Below are 15,890 nucleotides of genomic sequence, written 5' to 3' on the forward strand. Positions count from 1 at the left end.
ATGGCTTCCTCCGATTCCAGTCGATCCATGGACAGCAAGCGCCGTGCCAAGTCGCCGGCGCCGGGAAAAGACTTGATTTCCTGGGGAAACGCAGGCGCGGCCTGTTGCACCGCGCCTGCCGCATGCCACAGCTGTTGCAGCGGCAAGCTGCAACAGCTCAGTTGAGCGCGGTCAGGCCGTAGCGCTTGATCTGGCGGTGGATGGTGGAGCGGTCGACGCCCATGCGGCGGGCGGTCTCGGAAATGTTCCAGCCGCAGGCCCCGAGCATCGCTTTCAGCGCCGCCGGTCCGGCACTGGCGTCATCGAGCCGCACGGCGACCGCTGCCGCCGACGTCAGCGTCTCCGGCAGGTCGCCGGGTTCGATCACGCCGTCCTGGCAAAGCGCTGCAGCAACGGCGATCACATTGTCGAGCTCACGGATGTTGCCCGGCCAGCCATGGGCGCGCAACGCCAGGAGTGCCGCCGGCGAGACTGCAAGTCGCTCGCCGACCGGTCGGTGGCGGGCTACGACCGTCTCGAGCAGCCAGTCGAAGTCGCGGCGCTCGCGCAGCGGCGGGATCGAAAGTGTCGCCGCATTCAGGCGGTAGTAAAGATCCTCGCGGAAGCGTCCCTCCCGCACCAGCAAGCCGAGGTCTCGGTGCGAGGCCGAGATGACCCTGAGGTTCACTGGTCTTGGCCGCGCAGCGCCCACCGGCAGCACCTCCCGTTCGGCCAGGACTCGCAGGAAACGGCTCTGCAGTGAAAGCGGCATGTCGCCGATCTCGTCGAGGAACAGTGTGCCACCGTCGGCCTCCTCTATCAGGCCCTTGCGCCCCTTGGCGGAAGCACCGGTGAAGGCGCCCGGCAGGTGGCCGAACAACTCGCTTTCGATCAGTTGCTCCGGGATCGCGGCGCAGTTGATGGCGACGAACTTGCCCTTGACGGCAGCACCGTCATGGATGGCCTTGGCCAGATATTCCTTGCCGGTGCCGGTTTCGCCCTGGAGCAGGATCGGCAGCGGCTTGCCAGCCAGCTTCGCCGCCTTTGCCTGGAGAGTCGCCATCTGCGGATCGCCGCCGCTCAGGCCACGCAGCGACACCGGAATCTGCTCGCGCGCCAGCACCGGCGCCTGCACCTTGTGGTGCGGCTCGATGGCGTGGGCAAACAGCGCGTTGCCGTCGCGGGCGAAGACCAGGCGATCCTGAGTCGGCCGCCGCCGGGTGAGATCCGGCAGGTCGTCGATCTCCATGTCGAAGAATCGCGCGATCGGCTGACCGATCAGCCCATCCGGTTGGCGCCAGTCGAGTCCGACAGAGCGCGCCAGTATCTTGGCGCCGCCATGGGTCATGCCGATGATGCGGCCCGAGCCATCGATGGAAATCGCCGCCTCCGGGTCGACGTCGAGGAACTCTGGCGAGCGGGCAAAGCGCAGCACCCATTCGTCCCGGGTCTGGGCCATCAGATTGGCCAGCTCGATGCGGCGCACGGTGGCGGCGACCAGATGCAGCGCGAGGTTCTGGCTGGTCTTGCGGATCGGCGAGCTCAACAGGGAGATGTCGAGCACGGCGGCAAGATCGCCACTGGTATCGTAGACCGGCGCGGCGGTGCAGGACAGCGGCGTGTGCGTGTTGTCGAAATGGTCGGTCTGGTGGATCGTCAGGGCCTCACCCGCCTCCAGGCAGGCGCCGACGGCGCAGGTTCCGGCGCGCGCCTCCGACCACTCGGAGCCGAGATACAGGCCGGCCTTGCGGAGATTGTTGTCGAACAGCGGGTCGCCCAGAAACTCGACCGTCACGCCCTTGCGGTCGGACAGCAGCAGAACATAGTTCTGGCCCGCCACCTGCCGGAACAGGTTTTCGAGGCCCGAGCGGGCAATGGCGATCAGTTCCTCGGACTGCTGGCGATGCGCGCGCAATTCGCCATCGGGCAGGATATAGGCCTCGCACGCCTGGGTAGGGTCGAGACGATGCTGCTCGATGCAGCGCAGCCACGACTTGACCACTTGCTCGTCACGCCCGGTCGAGGCACCGAGGCTGACGCTTTCGATCTCGCGAATATGGTCGGAATGCGAAAACATCGGCACTGCAGCACGCCTCCCAACGCACCGCCTCCCATTTCCTCCTGATGCCACATGACTGCATGGCATGTTGGTAATGTAAAGGACGCAACCGATGCAGCAGGGGGCACACGCCTCCAGCCTTGTCAGCCCGTAGCTCCGAACTGGGCCCACAGCAGCATCGTCCCCGCCCCGGCGACAAGCACGCCGACGGTGGGACAGCGCGGCATCCAGAGCAGCAGTGCGGCCGAGGCCACGGCGATCCCGGCTGCAAGCAGACCGCCGCCAGCGAGCTGGAAAATGGCCATGACGCCCGCAATGATCAGCCCCACCCCGACGGGGGCGAGGCCCTCGCGCATCGCCTTGTGCCACCGCTTTGCCTTGTGGGCATTGGACACCTTGATGACGCCGTAGCAGAGCAGCGAAGACGGCACGAACAGGGCCATGGTCGCGGCCAGCGCTCCCCACCAGCCGGCGACCTTCCAGCCGATAAGCGTCGCAAGCATAGTGCCCGGTCCGGGTGCAGCGCGGGAGATGGCGAACAGGTCGATGAACTCACGGCTGCTGATCCAGCTGTGCACCGCGACGGATTCGTGCTGGATACCGGCGATGATCGCCGAGCCGCCGCCGATCGACAGCAGCGAAAACGGCACGAAAACGGCGATCAGGGTGACAAGGTCGTCGTCGCGCATTGATCAGCTCGGACGCCAGGCAAGGGCGACGCTGATCGGTGCCACGACAAGGACGACGGGGATCAGCGGCAGCTTCATCAGCCCGACGGCGATGGCGACGACGGCAATCACGACCAAGCTCGGTGGAAACTTCATGGCGCGCTGGACACCCTTCAGGCAGATCACCAGCAAAAGCCCCAACGCGGCATAGGCCACGCCATTCGACGCCGCCTCCAGCATGGTCACATCGGGCAGGGAGTCGAACACTGCGCTCAATGCGATCACGGCAAAGAACGGGCCGACGAGGAAGCCGAGCACACAGGCGATGCTGCCAGCAAGGCCGCGTAAATCGTCGCCCATGCAGATGACCAGGTTGACGACATTGGCACCGGGCAGCATCTGCGAGATCGCGAGCGAGCTGGCGAAATCCTCGTCGCTGATCCAGCGGTTGCGCAAGACGAACTCCTGGTAGAGCCAACCTGACAAACCGCCGCCGAAGCTCAGCAGCCCGATCTTCAGGCAGGCGAGGAACAGCGCGCCCAGGCCTGGGGCAGGCCGCATTGCGTTCAACAGCTGCGGCTCCACAACCGGATCGGGAATCGACGTCATCTCAGGCCGCCAGCGCGCCCGGCTGCACTTCGCTCGCCGCCAAAAGTCGCCTGGTGTAATCGTGCTGCGGCTTGCCGTAGACCTGCTCGGTCGGGCCCTGCTCGACGATCTTGCCCTGGTACATGACGATGACCGAGGTGGCGAAGTCGCGGACCAGCGCGAGATCGTGGGCAATGAAGATGTAGGACAGCCCCATGTCGCGGCGCAGTTCCTTGAGCAGGTCGATGATCTGCGCCTGGATCGAGACGTCGAGCGCCGACACCGCCTCGTCGCAGACGATCAACTCCGGCTGCAGCGCCAGTGAGCGGGCGATGGCGATGCGCTGCCGTTGGCCGCCGGAGAACTGGTGCGGGTAGCGCTCGGCATGGTCCGGCAGCAACCCGACCTTCTCGAGCAGTTCGGCGACACGCTCACGCCATTGCTGCCTCGGCAGCACGCCCGCATGGATCGCCCACGGTTCCGACACGATCTGCTGAATGGTCATGCGCGGATTGAGCGAAGCGGTCGGGTCCTGGAACACGAATTGCACGCGCCGCCGGACCTTGAAGGTCTCGGCGGCCGACAGCTTGAGCAGATCCTTGCCGTCGAAGTCGATCGATCCCGCCGTGGGTGTGTCGAGCCCGAGCAGCATGCGCGCCAGCGTCGACTTGCCGGAGCCGGATTCGCCGACGATGCCAAGCGTCGCACCGCGCGACAGCTTGAAGCTCGCGTCGTCGACCGCCTTGACCTGCGGCTGCGGCGCGCTGGAAAACAGCTTGGGGCGGCCGAAATAGACCTTGGAGACATTGCGCACCTCGAGCAGCGGCGTCGGTCCCGCCTCGGCTGCCTCGTTGACGCTGAAGCCATGGCGCCCCGGTACCGCGTCGAGCAGGCGCTGGGTATAGGGATGGCTCGGCTGCGATAGTACCTTGGCCACAGGTCCTGCTTCGACGATGCGCCCGCCCTGCATGACCACGACCTTGTCGGCGACCTTTTCGACGACGCCGAGATCATGGGTGATGATCACCATGCCCATGCCGCTGTCACGCTGCAGCTCCTTCATCAGGTCCAGCACCTGCGCCTGCACGGTGACGTCGAGCGCGCTTGTCGGCTCGTCGGCGATCAGAAGGTCGGGCTGCAGCGCGATCGCCGAGGCGATCATGATGCGTTGGCGCTGACCGCCCGAGAACTGGTGCGGATAGTCGCGCGCGCGCCGCTCCGGATCCGATATGCCGACGCGGCCGAGCAGGTCGATGGCGCGTCGCCGCGCCGTGTCGGCGTCGATGCCGTGCACGCGCATCGTCTCGGCGATCTGCCAGCCGATCGGGTAGACCGGGTTGAGCGCGGCGAGCGGGTCCTGGAAGATCATCGAGATGCTCTTGCCGTTGACCAGGCGCCGGTCCTCGGCAGAGGCCTTCAGCAGGTCCTGGCCACGGAACAGGATCTGCCCGGACGAGATCACCGCCGGCGGCGTGTCGACGAGGTTCATCACCGCAGAGGCGCTGACACTCTTGCCGCAACCGCTCTCACCGAGGATGGCCAGCGTTTCGCCCCCTGTCGACAGTCCAGCTGACGTCGTTGACGGCATGCACGATGCCCTTGCGCGTCGGGAACTGGATGCTGAGGTTCTGCACCTTGAGAAGTCTCGTGTCGGGCATTGTCATTCCGCCGAGGTTTGCAGGCGCCAGCGTTCAACCGGATCGGTCACGACGCGGAGCCAGTTCGAGAACAGATTGAGCGACATGGTGACGAGCATGATCACGAGGCCGGGCCAGAACGCCACCCACCAGGCCGAGCCGATGTAGTTGCGCCCGTCCGAGACCATCAGGCCCCAGGTGATCTCGGGCGGCTGGATGCCGATGCCGAGGAAGCTCAGGCCGGATTCGACGAGCATGACGAAGGCCATTTCCAGCGCCGCGAGATTGATGACGGTCGGCAGCACCATCGGCGCGACATGGCGAAACAGGATGCGCCAGGTCGAGGCGCCCATGGCGCGTGCCGAGGTGACGAACAGCCGTTCCTTCAGCTCGAGCACTTCGGCACGGACCGTGCGCAGGAAGATCGGCACGCGCGAGATGGCGAGCACCAGGATGACGTTGGCGACGCCGGGCTCGAACACGAACAGCACGATAACGGCGAGCAGAAGCGACGGAAAGCTCATGATAGCGTCCGCCAGGCGCAACAGGATCGCGCTGACGGCGCCCTCCTTGAAACCGGCGACGAGGCCGAGCGCACCGCCGACCACCAGCGAAGTCAGCACCGCCGTTCCGGCGATCAGGATGGTATTCTGGCTCGCCACGATGATGCGGGCGAGAACCGAGCGTCCGAGCGCGTCGGCGCCGAGGATGTAGAGCCATGGCCGATCGAACGAGAACGGTGCTGCGTTGCGCTGCATCAGGTTCATGGCGCGGGCCTTGTCGGCGAGCAGCGTCGGCCCCAGTGCAACGCAAACCAGGACGATGGCCAGGAAGGCGGCCGAGACCAGGGCGACCTTGTCGCGCAACAGGCTCGAGACGATGTCGCGGAGTGCCGACGGCGTTGCCTGTGCGGGCCTGGCCATCTCAGCTGTGCCGGATGCGTGGATCGACGAGCGCATAGGTGATGTCCACAACGATGTTGATGATGAAGACGGCAAGTGCCGTGACCAGCACTGCGGCCTGGATGACGGCAAAGTCGCGCAGCAGCACGGAATCGATCATCAGCTTGCCGATGCCGGGAAAACCAAACACCGTTTCGACGATGACTGCCCCATTGACGATGCCGGCGGCCTGGTCGCTGGCGACCGTGATGACAGGCAGCAGCGCGTTGCGCAGCGCGTGAACGAAGACGATGGCCCTGGCGCGCACGCCCTTGGCTCGCGCCGTCTTCACATAGGCCGAAGACAGCGCCGTGATCATCGACGAGCGCACGACCTGCACCAAGACACCTGTTGGCCTGAGGCAAAGCACTGCGACCGGCAGGACCCAGTGCCAGGGCGTTCCGGTGCCCGATGTCGGCAGTACGCGCAGCCAGACGGCGAAGACGATCACGCCGACGATCGCCACCCAGAAATTCGGCGTGCTGGCGCCGATCAGCGAGATCAGGCTGGCGATGCGGTCAAACAGCCCGCCCGGACGGAAGGCGGCGAGCGAGCCGGTAACGATGGCGACCGCGATGACGATCGGCATGGTGATCGCCGCCAGCATCAGGGTCGTCGGGAAGGCCTGCAGCACGACCTCGACGGCCGGCTTCGAATACTGGATCGACTCGCCGAGATCGAACTGCAGCAGGCCGCCCAGGAAACGGAAGAACTGGACATAGACCGGATCGTCGAATCCGAAGCGCTGGTTGAACTGGTCGCGCATCTCCTCGGTGGCGTCGAGCGGCAGATAGAGGTCTGCAGGCGAGCCGGTGAACCTGGCCAGAAAGAAGACGAGGATGATCAGCAGCGCCAGCGACAGCACGCTCTGCAACGATCGCTTGAAGATGAAATTGCCCATTCTCCGCCTCCTCCGCCGGACATGGTTGACACGGGAGGGCGGCGCCGGCGATCGGCCGGCGCCGTTCCAGTGTTACGACGGTGACTTGACGACCAGCTTGGCAAGCTGCAGCTCGACCGCGTTGGCAATTGTCGGCGTGAAGTCGATGCGCTTGCCGACCCGCATGTAGTTGACCATGTGGAACAGCGGCGCGTCGGCGACAAGGTCCTGGTAGATGTAGCGGAAGGTCTCCTGGTAGAGCTTGGCGCGTTCCTCGCCCGAGGCCATGCCGGCGTCAGTGATCAGCTTGTCCACCTTGGCGTCGTGGATTTCGCTCTGGCGGCCGTCGCTGTGATACTTGAAGAACGCGGTGAACTGGGCGTCTCCGCTGTTGTTGTCATGCATTGTCAGCAGCGCGTTGGCCTGGCGACCGGCGGCGAACGGCTTGTTGGCCGCCTCCAGCCACTGTGTCATCTCGAGATTGTCGAGCTTGATCTTGAAGCCTACGGCCCGCAGCATCTCGGCGGCCGCCTCGACGAACTCGTTCGAGTTGGCGAACATGCCGGGGCGGCCGATCATGCGGATCTCGGTGTCGACGGGCACGCCCGCGGCCTTTGCCTCGGCGAGCAGCGCCTTGGCCTGTTCGGGGTCATAGGGCCACGGCACGAGGTTCGGGTTGTGGCCGAGCACGCTCGGGCCGACCTGCTGGGTGGCGAGTTCCGCCTTGTCGCTGATGACGCTGCCGAGGAATGCCTTGCGGTCGATCGCCAGGTTTAGGGCCTTGCGCACGCGAATGTCGTTGAGCGGCGGAATGTCGGCGGAGAGACGGAACATCGCACTGTCGGAGTTCGGGTAGACCTTGTCCGTCTCCGGATTGGTCGCATCCTGCGGCGCGATCGAGAAGGCCAGGTCGGCCTCGCCGGTTTCCACCATCGCGGCCGCGACGGAGGATTCGCTGCGCCAGACATAGGTGGCGTCTTCGATCTTCGGCTTCTCGCCCCAATAGCCGTCGAAACGCTTGATCTTGACGTTCTCGCCCTGGGTCCAGCTGACGAAGTCATAGGGGCCGGTGCCGATCGGCTCGGTCGTGTATTCGCCCTTCGGCGTCTTCGCCGATGCGATCGCCAGTTGCGCCAGCAGCGTCGGCAGGATCGGCATCGGCGTCTTGGTCATGAACTCGACGGTGTTCTCGTCGATCGCCTTGGCAGTGATGTCGACGCCGCCGAAATATTTGGTGCGGGTGATGCAGGTCAGCTTGGGATCGAGCGTGCGCTCGAGCGAATAAACCACCGAGGCCGCATCGAACGGCGTGCCGTCGTGGAACTTGACGCCCTTGCGCAGGTTGAAGCGCCAGGTCGTCGGCGAGGTCTGCTCCCAGCTTTCGGCGAGGCGCGGAATTGTCGTCTGCTTGGCATAGTCCAGCTCGACCAGCGTCTCGACGACATTCTGCTTGATGATGCGGCCGATGACCGAGCGCGGAGTCTCGCATGGATCGAGCCGGTCCGGCCCGCCCGGCAAGACGATGGTCACGGCATCGCCCGACTGGGCCATGGCCGCTGGCATCGGCGACAGAAACAGCGCCGTCGAAAGCCCCAGTGCGGTTTTCCTGAATGCGTTCATTTCAAACTCCTCCCGAGTTCTAGTTGATTTCGTGAAGTCCGTCGCGGCTAGACGGCGCGCAGGCGCGCACCCGTCCTGAAGCCCTCCAGCTTCAGTCGTTCCTTCTCCTCCTGGGCACGGATGCCGGGCAGGATGTCGGCCGCCACCTTCGGCGACAGGGCGACAACGCCATCCTCGTCGCCGACGACCAGGTCGCCCGGATGAACGACGAGGCCGCCGATGGCGACGTCGACGTTGATGGCGCCGGGGCCATTCTTGTAGGGGCCGCGATGGGTGACGCCGCGGGCAAAACAAGGCAGCTTGCTGGCCCTGATGGCTGCGACGTCACGGATAGCTCCGTCGATGACGAAGCCGGCAACACCAAGGGATTCGGCATGGGCCAGGATGATCTCGCCGATCAGCGCCTGGCTGGTGTCACCGCCGCCGTCGACGACGATGACGTCGCCGGGACGCGCAATGCGCAGCGCCGCATGGATGGCGAGATTGTCGCCACGACGCGTCCGCACCGTCAGCGCCGTGCCGACCAGCTGTCCGCCGGCATGAAAAGGCAAGAGGCCGACCGCGCCCGGAAGACGGTCCAGATTGTCGCTGACGATCGACGTCGCGACATTGGCGTATTGTTTCAGCAGTTCGTCTGAAACGGGCACCGCGGACGGCAGTTCGGTGACGGTCATGATAGCTCCTCCCTTGGCGACCGCGGATCAGCGGCCTCCAGTCGTCAAAGGGATAGGAGTGTCACTTCCTGAAGAAAAGCGATATTAATGCATCAGAAGGCATCACTATTCTTCATATCAGGAGGAATTCATGTTCACGATCAAGCAGATGGAGGCGCTTTACTGGGTCAGCACGCTGGGCAGTTTCGAGGCTGCTGCCGACTATCTGAACATGGTCCAGTCGACGATCTCCAAGCGCATCGGCGAACTGGAGGCCAGGTTTTCGACGCCGCTGTTCCATCGGACCGGGCGCAAGCCGGTCCTGACGACCAAGGGCGAAGAGATCCGCGCAATCGCCGAGCAGATTCTGCGCCTGAACGATCGCCTGAACTCACTGGCAAAGAAATCGTCGGTTCCGTCATTCCGCTTTCGCCTTGGCGTCACTGATCTCGTCGCGCTGTCATGGCTGCCCGAACTGTTGTCCGGGATTCTCGACCGCTATCCGATGATCACACTCGAACCCGAGATCGACCTCACCGCCTCCCTGCTCGAGCGCCTGGTCGACCGCCGCCTCGACTTCGTCATCTGCCCGCGAGTCATCCAGGAGCCGCAATTCGTCAGCACGCCGCTTGGCGCCATCGAGCTTGTGTGGATGTGCAGCCCGAAGCTGTTGGACGGCAAGGACAACGCGACGTTGAGCGATCTCACCAAGCATCCATTGCTGATCCAGACGACCGGCTCGATCCTGCGGCCGATCCTGCACAGCGTCATCGACGACCCGAATTTGCCGTTCAAGCGGACGATTTCCTGCAACAACATGGTGGCGCTGGCTCACTTGGCGGCCCATGGCATGGGCGTCACCATCCTGCCGCACGCCTTCTTCAGGAACATGGTCGCCGATGGCCGGCTGTGCGTCGTGCGCACCGAGATGGAGCTGCCCAATCTCGAATACTTCGCCACCTTCAGGAACGATTACCATGTGCAGTTCTGTGAGGAAGTCGCGGCCCTGAGCGCCGAAATCTGCGATTTCCGGCTGCAATAGGTGCCGCGCAAATCGCCACTGGCGTGCCAATGCCGCCTTGCCGCCGGACAGCCGATCTGCGATCTCGGCGTGAGCATCGAAATGAACCCGACCGGAGTTGGCAGTGCGCAGTGTGGGCTTGATCGTTTCGGCCATCGTCCTTGTCATCGCCATCGTGCTCACCACCGCCTGGGCAGCGATGGCGCTTTGGTATCGGTTGCCGGCGCCTGACATCGCCAGGGGACTGGCCGCAGGCTTGTTCGTCCTGCTCGGCATCGCAGCCGCCATCGCCCTGTTCACGCCCTGGCGCCTGCATGGGCTGGCACTGTTCGCCATCGGCTTCGCCGCGGTGCTGGTATGGTGGAACACCATCGTTCCGTCGGACCATGCCGAGTTTGCGCCCGACGTGGCCCGGCAGGTCACCGGCCGGCGCGACGGCGACATGCTGACCCTGACAGATGTCCGCGACTTCGACTGGCGCAGCAACAGCGACTTCACCGAACGCTGGACGACGCGCAGCTACGACCTGAGCAAGCTCAAGACGCTCGACCTGTTCATGTCCTACTGGGCCGGGCCCGAGATGGCCCATGTCATCATGAGCTTCGGCTTCGAGGGCGGTGACCAGCTCGCCTGGTCGGTCGAGGTGCGGCGGCAGAATGGCGGTCAGTTTTCGCCGATCGCCGATCTGTTCAAGGCAAACCCGCTGGTCATCGTCGCCGCCGACGAGCGCGACGTCGTCGGCGTCCGCTCGAACATTCGCGGCGAGGACGTCCAGCTCTATCGCCTCAACGTCTCACCGACCGCCGCCCGGGCGCTGCTGCTCGGTTATGTCGCCGATGCCAATGCGCTGGCCGCAACACCGCGCTTCTACAATTCGATCACCACCAACTGCACCACCGTCATCTTCAGGATGATGCGCGCCGTCGGCGACGTCACCCCGTTCGACTGGCGCCTGATCGTCAACGGCTACCTGCCCGAATATGCCTATGACCGCGGCGCGCTCGACACACGCATGTCGGTGCAGGAGCTGCGCAGCCGCGCCCATATCGCCCAGCGCGCGCTGGCGGTTGGGCTGACCGGCGATTTCTCGCGGCTGATCCGCGAGGGCGTGCCGCAACCGGCCCTCTAGACGGAACCTGGGAATTGGAGGTCGTTTTCAGCCAGAAGGCGCCAAGCTCTGGCACTGCCGGCCATCACACCGCCAAGAGGCAGCTAGACCCTGGCTTCGGCGAAGGTCACAAGGCGACGGCGATCCTCGCACCACAGCGCGAGATTGACGCATCCGACGCTCTTCCAGAAAGTCAGCTTCACCGTCTGGCTGGCATCGCGAAGCTCGGCATTGCTGTCGAAGCAGGCCTGCAGGCGATAGAACGGCACGCGGCTGCACAGATGGTGGATGTGGTGCAGGCCGATCGAGCCGGTGATCCACTGCGCCACAGCGGGCAAGGCATACCACGAGCTGCCGCCAAAGGCCGCGACATGCAGGTCCCAGGCGTCGCCCGCATCCCAGCGCGTCTCTTCGAACTGGTGCTGGACGTAGAACAGCCAGCCGCCGGCCCAGGCGCCCATCACCACGACGGGCAGAACCGCCAGCATCACCGCCCAGCCGGCCAAGAGCACGAGGCCGCCATAGACCAGCACCAGCGCCACGTTGAGGCCGCCGGCGCTGCGCCATGCCTCGACGCGCGGAATGGCGTCGTTGTAGGGCAGCCGGTGCATGATCAGAAAGTAGATCGGCACGCCGATGACGATCAGGATGATCGGGTTGCGATAGATGCGATACATCAGCCGCTGGCTGGTGGTCATCGCCTCATATTCGGCAACCGTGCGCGTATCGATGTCGCCGATGCCGCGTTTGTCGAGATTGCCCGAGCCGCCATGGTGCACGGCATGCGCCTTCTGCCATAGCGTGTAGGGCGTGAAGGTGAAGACACTCAGCGCCCGGCCGATGGTCTTGTTGGCCATACGCGAACTGGTGAACGAGCCGTGACCGCAGTCATGCTGGATGGCAAACAACCGCACCAGGAACGAGGCACAGACCGGCGCCAACGCCACCATCAGCAGCCAGCGCCAACCGCCGAGCAGCGGGCCGGCATAGGTTGCGAGCCAGATAAGCGTTGCACCCATCACCAGGAAAGGTATCAGCGTCACCGCCAGTTCGAACGCCGCGCGGCGGTCGTCGGGGTCGCGAAAGCGGTTGCAATGCGAGGCTAGCCGGCGAACGAGCGCCTTTTCAGCCGCATGATCCGCACCCTGGGCAGACCCTTTGGGCAGGTCGTCCGCCTTGGACGACATCAATTTCGTCATTTAGTCCCCGAAATCTCGCTGCCAACTCGGTCAAGCGCGCCATTTGTCCATAATGCGCGGCACGCGCCATGGCTAGTGGCACCACCGTGGCATATTAGCCGTATCCAGCGTCTATGCACCGCTGGACGCAAATCATGGCGTTTTCCTGTTGAGTGCGCGGGCCATTACGTCTTAGGTCGGGGAAATCATCGAGGCGCGGCCAGCAGCCGCAGGGAACTCCTATCCATGGCTTCTTTGGAAATTTCCGCCGGCTCGGCCAAATGGACCACGCTTCCAAGCCATCGCTTGTGGCTGTTGCAGCAGGCCGACGCGCTGTTCTCTTTCTTCGAACGCCAGAGCCTCAATCCGCTCGGCGGCTTCCACGACCTCGACGATCATGGCCACCCGCTCGCGCCGGGCGCCGTCCCCGGCCGCTTCGCCGGCCGACAGATCCACGTCACCACGCGCCTGGTGCACTGTTTCTCGATTGCCCATCTGATGGGACGCCCTGGCGCCGACGTGCTCGTCGACCACGGCATGGATTTCCTCTGGAACGGCCATCGCGACACAGCCAATGGCGGCTATTTCTGGGGCGTCGGTTATGACGGTCCGACCAACGACACCAAGCAGGCCTATGGCCATGCTTTCGTCCTGCTTGCCGCCTCCAGCGCCAAGGTCGCCGGCCACCCCGACGCCGACCGCCTGCTGACCGACATCTCGACAATCCTGTCTGAAAAATTCTGGGAAGAGGCGCATGGCGCGGTGGCGGAAGAGTTCAGCCGCGACTGGCAGCCGCTCGACAGCTATCGCGGCCAGAACTCCAACATGCACCTCACAGAGGCGCTGATGGCCGCCTTCGAGGCGACTGGCGACAGCATCTATCTCACCATGGCCGAGCGCATCGCCGACCTGATCATCCGCCGCCATTCGGCTGCCGCCGGTTGGCGCCTGCCCGAGCATTTCACGGCGGAATGGAAGCTCGACCGCGATTACTCCGGCGACCCGATGTTCCGCCCTTATGGCACGACGCCTGGCCATTCGCTCGAATGGGCACGGCTGCTGCTGCAATTGTGGGAGCTCGGCGGCCGCAAGCATGCCTGGCTGCCGGACGCGGCAAGGAACCTGTTCGGCCAGGCGACGGCAGACGGTTGGGATACCGCCAAGGGCGGCTTCTATTACACGCTCGAATGGGACGGCTCGGCCCGGATCAGGGATCGCTACTGGTGGCCGTGCTGCGAGGCGATCGGTGCCGCGTCCGTACTCAACGCCATCGGCGGCGACGCTGCCTACGAGGCCTGGTACCGCCGTATCTGGAGCTTCTGCGCCAGCCGCTTCATCGACCGCGCCAATGGCGGCTGGCACGCCCAGCTCGACGACGATCTCAAGCCCAATGCCGGCCCGTTCTACGGCAAGCCCGACATCTACCACGCGCTCCAGGCCTGTCTGATCCCACTGTTGCCGACCTCGGGCAGCATCACCCGTGGCCTGCTGCAGACGGGCATCCGCCTCTAGCAAGATCGGTCCGGCCTCACGGCCAGCGCGCCGCCACCTGGTTGCCGAAGATCGCGCGCTGCATCGAACCGGCAAGGGTCGCCGCAAAAGGCGTGGCGATGTGGTGGCGGTCGCGGAAGGTCAGCTTGCCACCGATCATCGCCGGGCAGGTCGTGTCGTTGCAGAACAGCTCGGTCAGGTCGACATAGCGGACGCCATCAAGCCCGGCGCTCGCCACTTGTTCAGTCTTCGACACCCGTTCGTCGATCGCTTCCCGTCGCGGCGTGTCGCAGACCGTACTGCTCCTGCCCTGCCACAACGAACGGGCGACGCAACGGTCGAGATATGACTTGTGAACGGGAACATCCCTGAGCAGCACGACCTCGGCGCCGGTTTTGCGAAGCGCCGCAAGCGATGCCCTCAGGCCACCCGCCCAGACGTCGCGGCTGACCAGATGCTTCAGCCCGCCATTGACGTCGTTTTCGACGTAGCTGTAGGAAAACTGCGAAACGATCACCGCATCGGGCTTGAGGCTGGCGATCTCCTTCATTGCCGTCTGCCGCCACGCATCGCATTCGGAATAGGCCCGCATCAATCGCACGTTCCATGTCGGCACCGCCGCCACCGAGCAGGACGATTTCAGATAGGTCACCAGCCGCCAGTTGTTGGTCTCGGCAATCTTTGCCAGCGGCGTCGACCAGTGGTCGGCATGCGAATCGCCGAACAGCACGATCGTCTTTTGCGGCTTCGATGCACCCAGACTGCAGCTGCGCGGCTTGGTCTGCTCGAGGCTGGCAACGCAGGCGCTGTCTATCTGGCGCGCCGACGACGAACGTGCAGCACTGTCCGCGATCAACTTCTGCTCCGGGCCGACACTTCGCGCAGCAATCTGAGCTGCGCCAAAGGACAATGTCACGCCGAGCGAGGTCAGCAGCGCCGCCAAACCCAGCGAGCGCAGCGAACCGGCCGAAAGCCAGCCATTGGAGCGAACAGGATTCTCGACATACCGATAACTGAGGAAGGACAGGCCGACCGTCACCGCCAGGCAGGCAAGCCTGCCGGCAAGCGTAAGGTCAGGCCACAGGATCGTCGCATAGACGATGACGGGCCAGTGCCAGAGATACAGCGAATAGGACAGCTTGCCGGTCCATTGGAACGGCGGCAGTGACAGCAGGCTTGCCGGCCCGACAGCACTCTTGCGGGCGCCTGACAGCAGCAGCATCGCCGTGCCCGCGACCGGCAGCAACGCGAGGAAGCCGGGGAAAGGATCGGTCTCCGAGACGCTGAGATAGGCGACGGCGATCAATGCGATACCAGTCCAGCCCATGACAGGCGAGAATCGAAAACCCGATGCCCAGCGCTCCGCCACAACAAGCGAAACGAGCCCGCCCACAGCGAATTCCCAGGCCCGCAGCGGCGAGAAATAGAAGGCCCAGGGCTGCGACTCCGAGGTCATCCAGGCGCTCACGCCGAACGACACCAGTGCAACCACACCGAGGATGAGCGCGATACCCCTTGCCCCCGGCCGGAACCACGCGACCAACAGCAGGAACGCCGGCCAAAGCAGATAGAACTGCTCCTCGACCGACAACGACCAGAAATGCAGAAACGGGTTGCTGGCCGTGTCGGCGGCGAAATAATCGAAAGACCAGCGCAGCAGCCAGAGATTGATGACGTAGCTCGAGGCAAACAGCGCACCCTTGGCGTAAAGCTGCTGCTCGGACGGCGCGAGGATGAAATAGCCGGCGGCAAGCGTGGTGGCGATCACCAGAAGCGATGCCGGCAACAGCCGTCGGGCGCGGCGTCCATAGAAGCGCCAGAGATCGACGGTCCCGCTGCGGCCGATCTCCTGCATCAGATGGCGTGTGATCAGATAGCCCGAGATGACGAAGAAGATATCGACGCCGATGAAACCGCCCGGCAGGTCGGACATGCCGAAGTGAAAGGCGATCACGCCGCTGACGGCGATGGCACGCAGGCCCTCGATGTCGGGGCGGAAGGTGGTGACAGGTGCCGTCATGTCTTTGCTGCAACGTGTGCTGTGATGTGCGTGCTGGACATGACGGC

General features: G+C 64.6%; 12 protein-coding genes and 1 pseudogene. 3 read left to right on the top strand and 10 right to left on the bottom strand.

What is annotated here, in order from left to right:
* Window positions 1-157 precede the first annotated feature (157 nt).
* The 8 genes and pseudogenes from Amn_RS26160 to Amn_RS26195 form a co-directional block, all read right to left on the bottom strand.
* Window positions 158-2,056 (bottom strand): sigma-54-dependent Fis family transcriptional regulator, encoded by a 1,899-nt coding sequence (locus tag Amn_RS26160; protein WP_154387017.1) that lies wholly within the window; start codon window positions 2,054-2,056, stop codon window positions 158-160.
* Between the two features lie 125 nt (window positions 2,057-2,181).
* Window positions 2,182-2,727 (bottom strand): chromate transporter, encoded by a 546-nt coding sequence (locus tag Amn_RS26165; RefSeq protein WP_067956234.1) that lies wholly within the window; start codon window positions 2,725-2,727, stop codon window positions 2,182-2,184.
* A gap of 3 nt (window positions 2,728-2,730) precedes the next feature.
* Window positions 2,731-3,315: a chromate transporter gene (locus Amn_RS26170; RefSeq protein WP_154387018.1), complete on the bottom strand. Its 585-nt coding sequence runs from the start codon at window positions 3,313-3,315 to the stop codon at window positions 2,731-2,733.
* 1 nt (window position 3,316) lies between these two features.
* Window positions 3,317-4,952 (bottom strand): annotated as a pseudogene (locus Amn_RS26175) (ABC transporter ATP-binding protein).
* A 2-nt stretch (window positions 4,953-4,954) separates the two neighbouring features.
* Window positions 4,955-5,854, bottom strand: coding sequence for an ABC transporter permease (locus Amn_RS26180; protein WP_286298183.1), 900 nt, complete (start codon window positions 5,852-5,854; stop codon window positions 4,955-4,957).
* A gap of 1 nt (window position 5,855) precedes the next feature.
* Entirely contained in the window at window positions 5,856-6,773 is a 918-nt protein-coding gene (locus Amn_RS26185) for an ABC transporter permease (protein ID WP_067956228.1), read from the bottom strand.
* A 72-nt stretch (window positions 6,774-6,845) separates the two neighbouring features.
* Window positions 6,846-8,372, bottom strand: a complete 1,527-nt coding sequence (locus tag Amn_RS26190; RefSeq protein ID WP_286293792.1) for an ABC transporter substrate-binding protein — start codon at window positions 8,370-8,372, stop codon at window positions 6,846-6,848.
* 47 nt (window positions 8,373-8,419) lie between these two features.
* Window positions 8,420-9,046, bottom strand: a complete 627-nt coding sequence (locus tag Amn_RS26195; protein ID WP_067956226.1) for an RraA family protein — start codon at window positions 9,044-9,046, stop codon at window positions 8,420-8,422.
* Window positions 9,047-9,176: 130 nt separating this feature from the next.
* On the opposite strand from Amn_RS26195, the gene Amn_RS26200 reads away from it, so the two are divergent.
* Together Amn_RS26200 and Amn_RS26205 are read left to right on the top strand one after the other, a co-directional pair.
* A complete protein-coding gene (locus Amn_RS26200; RefSeq protein WP_286293795.1) occupies window positions 9,177-10,067 on the top strand; it encodes a LysR family transcriptional regulator in 891 nt (296 codons plus the stop codon).
* Between the two features lie 178 nt (window positions 10,068-10,245).
* A complete protein-coding gene (locus Amn_RS26205; RefSeq protein ID WP_246790444.1) occupies window positions 10,246-11,175 on the top strand; it encodes an Lnb N-terminal periplasmic domain-containing protein in 930 nt (309 codons plus the stop codon).
* An 83-nt stretch (window positions 11,176-11,258) separates the two neighbouring features.
* Here Amn_RS26205 and Amn_RS26210 read toward each other — a convergent pair whose 3' ends face one another.
* The gene (locus Amn_RS26210) at window positions 11,259-12,353 is read right to left on the bottom strand and encodes a fatty acid desaturase (protein WP_067956214.1); all 1,095 of its coding nucleotides are present in this window, start codon (window positions 12,351-12,353) and stop codon (window positions 11,259-11,261) included.
* A gap of 225 nt (window positions 12,354-12,578) precedes the next feature.
* On the opposite strand from Amn_RS26210, the gene Amn_RS26215 reads away from it, so the two are divergent.
* A complete protein-coding gene (locus tag Amn_RS26215; RefSeq protein WP_067956213.1) occupies window positions 12,579-13,844 on the top strand; it encodes an AGE family epimerase/isomerase in 1,266 nt (421 codons plus the stop codon).
* Window positions 13,845-13,860: 16 nt separating this feature from the next.
* On the opposite strand, the gene Amn_RS26220 is transcribed toward Amn_RS26215, so the two are convergent.
* Complete coding sequence (locus tag Amn_RS26220) at window positions 13,861-15,843, bottom strand: acyltransferase family protein (RefSeq protein ID WP_286293800.1); 1,983 nt, start codon at window positions 15,841-15,843, stop codon at window positions 13,861-13,863.
* Window positions 15,844-15,890: the final 47 nt, after the last annotated feature.

It is taken from the genome of Aminobacter sp. Y103A (genome assembly GCF_030294925.1).
Classification (GTDB): domain Bacteria; phylum Pseudomonadota; class Alphaproteobacteria; order Rhizobiales; family Rhizobiaceae; genus Aminobacter; species Aminobacter ciceronei.

Excerpts from the sequence above, each read along its gene's own strand:
- Amn_RS26215 (WP_067956213.1), top strand. The coding sequence starts at position 12,579 with ATGGCTTCTTTGGAAATTTCCGCCGGCTCGGCCAAATGGACCACGCTT.
- Amn_RS26190 (WP_286293792.1), bottom strand. The coding sequence starts at position 8,372 with ATGAACGCATTCAGGAAAACCGCACTGGGGCTTTCGACGGCGCTGTTT.
- Amn_RS26165 (WP_067956234.1), bottom strand. The coding sequence starts at position 2,727 with ATGCGCGACGACGACCTTGTCACCCTGATCGCCGTTTTCGTGCCGTTT.
- Amn_RS26170 (WP_154387018.1), bottom strand. The coding sequence starts at position 3,315 with ATGACGTCGATTCCCGATCCGGTTGTGGAGCCGCAGCTGTTGAACGCA.
- Amn_RS26185 (WP_067956228.1), bottom strand. The coding sequence starts at position 6,773 with ATGGGCAATTTCATCTTCAAGCGATCGTTGCAGAGCGTGCTGTCGCTG.
- Amn_RS26195 (WP_067956226.1), bottom strand. The coding sequence starts at position 9,046 with ATGACCGTCACCGAACTGCCGTCCGCGGTGCCCGTTTCAGACGAACTG.
- Amn_RS26200 (WP_286293795.1), top strand. The coding sequence starts at position 9,177 with ATGTTCACGATCAAGCAGATGGAGGCGCTTTACTGGGTCAGCACGCTG.
- Amn_RS26180 (WP_286298183.1), bottom strand. The coding sequence starts at position 5,854 with ATGGCCAGGCCCGCACAGGCAACGCCGTCGGCACTCCGCGACATCGTC.
- Amn_RS26205 (WP_246790444.1), top strand. The coding sequence starts at position 10,246 with ATGGCGCTTTGGTATCGGTTGCCGGCGCCTGACATCGCCAGGGGACTG.
- Amn_RS26210 (WP_067956214.1), bottom strand. The coding sequence starts at position 12,353 with ATGACGAAATTGATGTCGTCCAAGGCGGACGACCTGCCCAAAGGGTCT.
- Amn_RS26160 (WP_154387017.1), bottom strand. The coding sequence starts at position 2,056 with ATGTTTTCGCATTCCGACCATATTCGCGAGATCGAAAGCGTCAGCCTC.
- Amn_RS26220 (WP_286293800.1), bottom strand. The coding sequence starts at position 15,843 with ATGACGGCACCTGTCACCACCTTCCGCCCCGACATCGAGGGCCTGCGT.